Annotated in this window: 5 protein-coding genes and 1 riboswitch; of the genes, 2 read left to right on the top strand and 3 right to left on the bottom strand. The window is 56.6% G+C overall.

Annotated elements, in window-relative coordinates; genetic code table 11:
• Window positions 1-394: 394 nt before the first annotated feature.
• The gene (locus tag DFP98_RS38435; RefSeq protein WP_116065942.1) at window positions 395-1303 is read right to left on the bottom strand and encodes a cation diffusion facilitator family transporter; all 909 of its coding nucleotides are present in this window, start codon (window positions 1301-1303) and stop codon (window positions 395-397) included.
• A 373-nt stretch (window positions 1304-1676) separates the two neighbouring features.
• Window positions 1677-1776, top strand: a riboswitch (purine riboswitch).
• A gap of 97 nt (window positions 1777-1873) precedes the next feature.
• On the opposite strand from DFP98_RS38435, the gene DFP98_RS38440 reads away from it, so the two are divergent.
• Window positions 1874-3310: an NAD(P)/FAD-dependent oxidoreductase gene (locus tag DFP98_RS38440; RefSeq protein ID WP_116065943.1), complete on the top strand. Its 1437-nt coding sequence runs from the start codon at window positions 1874-1876 to the stop codon at window positions 3308-3310.
• Between the two features lie 59 nt (window positions 3311-3369).
• Here DFP98_RS38440 and DFP98_RS38445 read toward each other — a convergent pair whose 3' ends face one another.
• Complete coding sequence (locus DFP98_RS38445) at window positions 3370-4413, bottom strand: YeiH family protein (RefSeq protein WP_116065944.1); 1044 nt, start codon at window positions 4411-4413, stop codon at window positions 3370-3372.
• Between the two features lie 123 nt (window positions 4414-4536).
• Here DFP98_RS38445 and DFP98_RS38450 point away from each other — a divergent pair, with 123 nt between their 5' ends.
• Window positions 4537-5451: a LysR family transcriptional regulator gene (locus tag DFP98_RS38450; RefSeq protein WP_116065945.1), complete on the top strand. Its 915-nt coding sequence runs from the start codon at window positions 4537-4539 to the stop codon at window positions 5449-5451.
• On the opposite strand, the gene DFP98_RS38455 is transcribed toward DFP98_RS38450, so the two are convergent.
• On the bottom strand, window positions 5448-6083 hold the full coding sequence (locus tag DFP98_RS38455) for a DsbA family oxidoreductase (protein WP_116065946.1): 636 nt from the start codon (window positions 6081-6083) through the stop codon (window positions 5448-5450). The two genes, DFP98_RS38450 and DFP98_RS38455, sit on opposite strands and share 4 nt — an antisense overlap.
• Between the last annotated feature and the right edge of the window lie 216 nt (window positions 6084-6299).

Consider the following 6299-nt stretch of genomic DNA (forward strand, 5'->3'; position numbering starts at 1 on the left):
TGTTCAGACATTTTTCCCACTGCGCTCATCCTCCTCATGTACTAAGTGTACATTTTCGTGGTGGAGGACTCCAACTGAATTAGGGGGCTGTGGAGATAAGATGGAAAACCCGCTTTAACTCGCGATATAAGGGGGCGGTAGCGAATTTAAAGCGGAAACTCCGCTCTATTACAAGGCGCGTACGCCTCAAACGGATCGAACCGGGTTCGGCAGTCATCGACTTCGAAGGGGCTGTCTCATACGCTCCTGATATGCCCCCTGTAACGGGATTAGCCATTCGGTTTTCAGGAGCGTATAGCAATGAGAGATGTATATACGCCGTTCAACTTGTTCTTCAATTATCCATTATCTCACAGAGCAACTTGGTTGGCATATGGGGTAACCTCTTGCCATTTTAGGGCGCTGTCGCAAGCTCGCTAGCTTCCCAAGGGTTCAGATGAATCATGACCTCGATCACCTGGGGATCGAAGTCCATGATCAGCTTTTTGAGCTTGCGGCTGATGTCGTGTCCTTGCTGGATCGTGTAATCGTGGGGAATGCCGACGCGGACGTCCACGATAATGTAGTGGCCGTGCTCGCGCGCCCGCACTCGGTCGATTCGCTTCACGTGGTCGTCGGATCGGAGCAGCGCTTCGTATTCAGCCAGCTTGTCGGGGCTCACGGTATGTTCCATCAGAATGTCCACCGCTTCGCGTCCCATCTCTATGGCCAGCTTAAGAACGAGCAGCGAGACGATGATCCCGGCGATCGGGTCTCCGTATGCCGCCCATCCCCAATGGAGCTTCTCTCCCAGAATGCCGAGGCCGATTCCGATCACGGCGGCGAGAGAAGCATATACATCGGCGAGGTGGTCATAAGCGGTAGCGAGCACGCTTTTGCTGTTGGTCGCTTTGCCGATGCGAATTGTATACACATACAGTCCTTGCTTCCATACGAGGGAGAGGAAGGCGGCTCCAAGGGCGAGCCAGCTCTCTCCTCCCGCAGGTTCGAATAGAGCTCGTATCGACTGGTAAGCGATCCAGAAAGCGGCGAGCGCGAGAATGACGGCTACGAAGGCCGACGCGACGACCTCGGCTTTGCCGTGGCCGTAGGGATGATCGTCGTCGGCCGGCTTGTTCGATATCATCGAAGAAGTCAGAGCCGCGATGGTAGCGATGATGTCTCCCGCGTTGTGAACTCCGTCCGCGAGCAGCACGGGACTAGATAGGAGAAGTCCTGCCGCCACTTTCATGACGGTCAGAACGATGTTGCTGATCAGACTGATCCAGATGGCCAATAAGCCGGAATGATGCCCTGTTGCCACAATGATTGCCCCTTCTAATAATGTTTACTCCGCGCAAAATAAAAACAAGCTTTCAGCGCTTAGGCTGAAAGCTTGTTTTGGCATATAAATGAATCGACGCGCGATGTGATTGCATAAGATAAACCGCCCTCTCCCCAGCGTCTGCGCCGAGGCGGATTTGAAAGGAAGAATTCAAAGAACCTTTTTACTTTACCACATTTCTCGGCCGTTGTGCGAGTTTAAATATGAATGTTCGGCTTTTACGGTGTTTTGAGTGTTTTGTGAGATAGAGTACGAAAAGGTTGCGCTTTAAAGGCGAATAATTGGGCGATTTGAAGATTGACATGTACGTCTTGATGGGGTAAGCTACGTTATGTAAAAGTTCCAGTTCACAATTCTAAAGGATTCATCCATTCGTATATCCTTGGCGATACGGGCCGGGGGTCTCTACCAGGAGCCTTAAATTCCTGACTACGGAGGATGTGGGATACTCATATACCCACGCCTTCGTCGGTCGGGATTTTTTTGTTGCCGTTCGGCTGGCGGGTTTGCATACACGCCCTAGGACAAACCGGGAGGAGAAAATTTCGAATGAGCACTTATGACGTCATTGTGGTAGGCGCCGGACCGGCCGGAATCTTCGCTTGTTATGAGTTGACGAGAACCGCTCCGCAGCTGAAGGTGCTGCTGGTGGACAAAGGACACGAGATCAAACGCCGCCACTGTCCGATTCTGGAAAATAAAATCGAGCTGTGCCCTCCGCCCGCCGGGAAAAAAGAATTCGCGGGCTGTCTGCCCGCCTGTTCCATTACGGCCGGCTTTGGGGGAGCAGGGGCATACAGCGATGGGAAATTCAATATTACGACGGAGTTCGGAGGCTGGCTGACCGACTATTTGCCGCATTCGCGCGTACTGGATCTGATCCGTTACGTGGACGAGATCAATCTGGAGCACGGCGCGACGCTGAATTTGACCGATCCGACGACGGAAACGGTTCGGGATATCGAACGCAGAGGCTATGCCGCCGGTTTAAAGCTGCTGCGGGCGCAGGTACGGCACCTGGGAACGGAACAGAACCTGGAAATTCTGAATTCAATCTATGACTATCTCGACAGCCGGATCGAGATGCGGTTTAAGACCGAGGTGGCCGATCTGCTGACTGTGAAGGAGGACGGCAAGCATCGCGCTCGAGGCATTGTACTGAAGAGCGGAGAAGAGATCGAAGCGGGAACGGTCGTCATCGCTCCGGGTCGAGACGGCTCCGGCTGGCTGACCGAGGTGCTCAAGAAGCGGCGGCTCGCAATGGTGAACAATCAGGTGGACGTCGGCGTGCGGGTGGAGACGTCGGATGTGGTGATGAGGGAGATCAACGAGCATCTGTACGAAGGGAAGTTTATATTCAATACGTCTGTAGGCACGCGGGTGAGGACGTTCTGCAGCAATCCTTCGGGACACGTCGTCGTGGAGAATCACAGCGGCGTTATGGCGGCCAACGGACATGCGTATAAGGATCCGGCGCTCGGCTCGGCGAACACGAACTTCGCGCTGCTCGTCTCGCACAAGTTTACGGAGCCGTTCGACAAGCCGAACGAATACGCCCGGGAAATTTGCAAACGGGCGAACGATCTGTCGAGCGGCGGAGTAATCGTGCAGAAGTTCGGCGATATTATGCGCGGTCGGCGGTCGACGTCCAGTCGGATCAAGGAAGGCTTTATCGAGCCGACGCTGCACGAAGCGGTGCCTGGCGATCTGGGACTGGTGCTGCCGTACAACACGATGAAATCCCTGGTCGAGATGGTGGAGGCTCTGGATAAAGTAACGCCGGGCATCGCTTCCGAGCACACGCTCTTTTATGGGGTCGAAGCCAAGTTCTATTCGGCGCGTCCGAAGCTGAGCGAGACGCTTGAGACGGAGATCGCGGGCCTGTATTGCGGCGGCGACGGAGCCGGGGTGACGCGCGGTCTCGCGCAGGCGGGCGCGGCCGGCGTCTGGATTGCCCGGGCTGTGGCGGAGCGTTTAACGAAGTAGCGGGTAGCAGTCGAGGTAACGTTCAGCGATCGGCTCTCTATCCTATGATTAGCTAGTAGTTATAGCGACCAGTAGGTGAGTGTCGACAAAAGCACGGAAGCAATGAGCATGGCGACAAGCGGGCGCATTGCGCGACTGCGAAGGTCGCGTACACTCACGTTCAGGCCCAAGCCGGCCATCGCCATCCCGAGCAGGAGAGTCGTCACATACGAAAGCTCTTGCAGCAGGGGCGCAGGTTCGGGCAACAGCAACGGCAACGCATAGCTGCCGAACAGACTGGCAGCGATAAAGCCGAGCAGGAACCAGGGGAACTTGAAGCCTCCCGTGTAGGCTTGATTCTCGCCGGGATCGCCGCTCCGGGAGCTGCGAAGCTTGGCGACAGCCGCAATGACGAGGCACAGCGGCACAAGCAGAGCGACGCGGGACAGCTTGGCGAGCAGACCGTCCGCCAAAGCGTCCGTGCCGCCTGCGGCGGCGGCCATGGCTACGTGAGCGACCTCATGCAGCGTCAGGCCGGACCAGATGCCGTAGCTCTCCGGCGAGAGCGGCAGCCAAGGCAGAATGAGCGTGTAGAACGTCGCGAATAGAGTACCGATAACGGCAATCAGCCCGGCGCTGATTGCCGTATCTTCGTTTTTGGAGCGGAGCAGCGGAGCCGTGGCTGCGATCGCCGCCGCGCCGCAGATGGCGGTTCCGATCGCCAGCAGTACGGTCAGCTTGCGGTCGGCGCGAAGCAGGCGGCCGATTGCAAGTACGGCCAAGAGCGAGAAGACGACCGTTGCGCCGCTTCTCAGCAGCAGCGGCAGGCCCTGCCGCAGCACCTCGGCGATGTCGAGCTTAAGGCCGAACAAGACGATGGCGGCGCGCAGCAGCGTTCCGGAGGAGAAGCGGATCCCCGCGTCCAGCGTCTGCGGATAGCCGAAGCGATGGCGATACACGGCCGCCAGCAGCAGCGTGCAAGCGAGCGGACCGAGCTTGGCCGGACCGGGAATCAGCGAGACGGCCCAGCCGGCCAAGGCAAGCGACAGGGTAAGGAGGACGCCGGCAAGACGCGGATGATTGGAAGTGAATGCGGCAACGGGACGGATCGGGTTGACAAGCATGATGACTGAGACCTCCGTTATCGGTTCTGTTGCTATCAGCATACTCTTGAATTTATAATAAGAAAAATTAATTATATTTATTTTGTTATAATTTATTACTTATTATAGAGGGGCGGAAAACTGATGGAGCAGTCTATGATCGTGTTCATCGAAGTCGCCGAGACGCGAAATTTCTCCCGAGCGGCGGAACGGCTGCACATGACCCAGCCGGCAGTAAGCCAGCATATCCGGGCGCTGGAGGAGCGATTAAACGCTCAATTGCTCATTCGCAGCAACAAATCGGTCGTGTTGACGAAAGCCGGAGAAATCGTTCTTCATCACGCTCGGGAAATCGGAGAGCTGTATCGACGAATGGGAGAGATGGTAGGCGAATTGATCGGTCATGCGGCGGGACCGCTGTCGGTGGGAGCGAGCTATACTTTCGGGGAGTATGTGCTGCCGCGGGCGTTAGCGAAACTATACGAGCAATACCCGGACATCCGGCCAAGCGTAATGATCGGCAATACGGCGGATATCGCGGAAAAGGTGCGTGCCCGCGTATTGGACATTGGCATTGTGGAAGGCGAGGACATCGGACCGGGGCTGGAGGCGGTAAAGCTGGCAGAGGATGAGATGTACGTTGCTGCGGCGGCCGGTCATCCGCTGGCGGAGCTTTCCCGGATTAAGCCTTCGCTGCTGGAACGAGAAACGTGGCTTGTCCGCGAAAGGGGCTCGGGAACCCGAGCGGCGGCGGACAATTTGTTTGCCTCGCTCGGCATCCAGCCTGTCCGGATGATGGAGCTTGGCAGCACGCAATCGATCAAAGAAACGGTAGAGGCCGGGCTCGGCATCTCTTTGCTGTCGCGCTGGGCGCTGCGCAAAGAGCTCGGGCTTGGCTCCTTGAAGCCGCTCCGCGCCGAGGGACTTCCCTTCAGGCGGAGCTTTCATATTTTGTTCCGTCGGGGCGACCTGCGGACGAGAACGGTCGAAGCGTTCCTAGAGACGCTCCGCGGCGTAACCGACGAAATGCTCGCGGAAGACAATCGCCAGCGGAATTAACCGCCTTGGGCGATTTTCTTGAACGCCTCAAGAAACTGAGCCGAAGGATAGGCTCCCGACAGGGCATACTTGTTGTCGATGATAAAGAAGGGGACGCCGGAGATGCCGATGCCTTTGGCGGCGGCCATATCTTGTTCGACTGCATCCTGTCCTTCCCCGTTATCGAGCAGTCGGCGAGCCTCCTCGGCGTCCAATCCAAGCTCGGCGGCAATTTCGAGCAGCACGTCCAGCTTGGCGATGTCCCGGCCGTCTTCGAAATACGCCGTCATGACCGCCTCGATCCAGGTTGCCTCGTCCTCCTGGGGAAGCAGGGCGGTGATGCGATGCGCAAGCACGGTGTTCGGCATCCGTTCCACGTTGTCGAAACGGAAAGTAACGCCAACGTTGGCGCCGGCCTCGGTTACCCGTTGCAGCATTGGACGCAGCCGCTCCGCTCCGCCCATTTTTTTCTCCATTACGCTGTTGAAGGGAAGTCCCTCCGGCGGCAGCGTCGGATCGAGCTGATAAGCGTGGTAGCTCACTTCTACCTCTTGCCCCGTTTGCTCATGCCAAGCGTCGATCGCATCGTTCATGTTCTTTTTGCCGATTCGGCACCACGGGCATACCATGTCGGAATATACGTCTATTTTCATCGCGGACACCTCTTTGGTTTGGAATGAGTCTGTTTCCCTAGTATGGCAGACGGTTCGGCCGTATTCAATGTACGGTTTGAATAGCAGCATGATAAGATAGGAAAAAGGCAACGGAAAGGAGAAGTCTGAAATCCACAGCTAACGCACGTATGAACAGAAATAGGCAACCCAAACAAACCGTCCAAATGACGGAAAAAGGGAAAATATGGTCCTACA

Origin of the sequence: Cohnella phaseoli, assembly GCF_003386235.1 — a bacterium.
GTDB lineage: Bacteria > Bacillota > Bacilli > Paenibacillales > Paenibacillaceae > Cohnella > Cohnella phaseoli.

Coding starts and splice junctions, on each gene's coding strand:
- DFP98_RS38450 (WP_116065945.1), top strand. CDS start 4,537: ATGGAGCAGTCTATGATCGTGTTCATCGAAGTCGCCGAGACGCGAAAT.
- DFP98_RS38445 (WP_116065944.1), bottom strand. CDS start 4,413: ATGCTTGTCAACCCGATCCGTCCCGTTGCCGCATTCACTTCCAATCAT.
- DFP98_RS38455 (WP_116065946.1), bottom strand. CDS start 6,083: ATGAAAATAGACGTATATTCCGACATGGTATGCCCGTGGTGCCGAATC.
- DFP98_RS38440 (WP_116065943.1), top strand. CDS start 1,874: ATGAGCACTTATGACGTCATTGTGGTAGGCGCCGGACCGGCCGGAATC.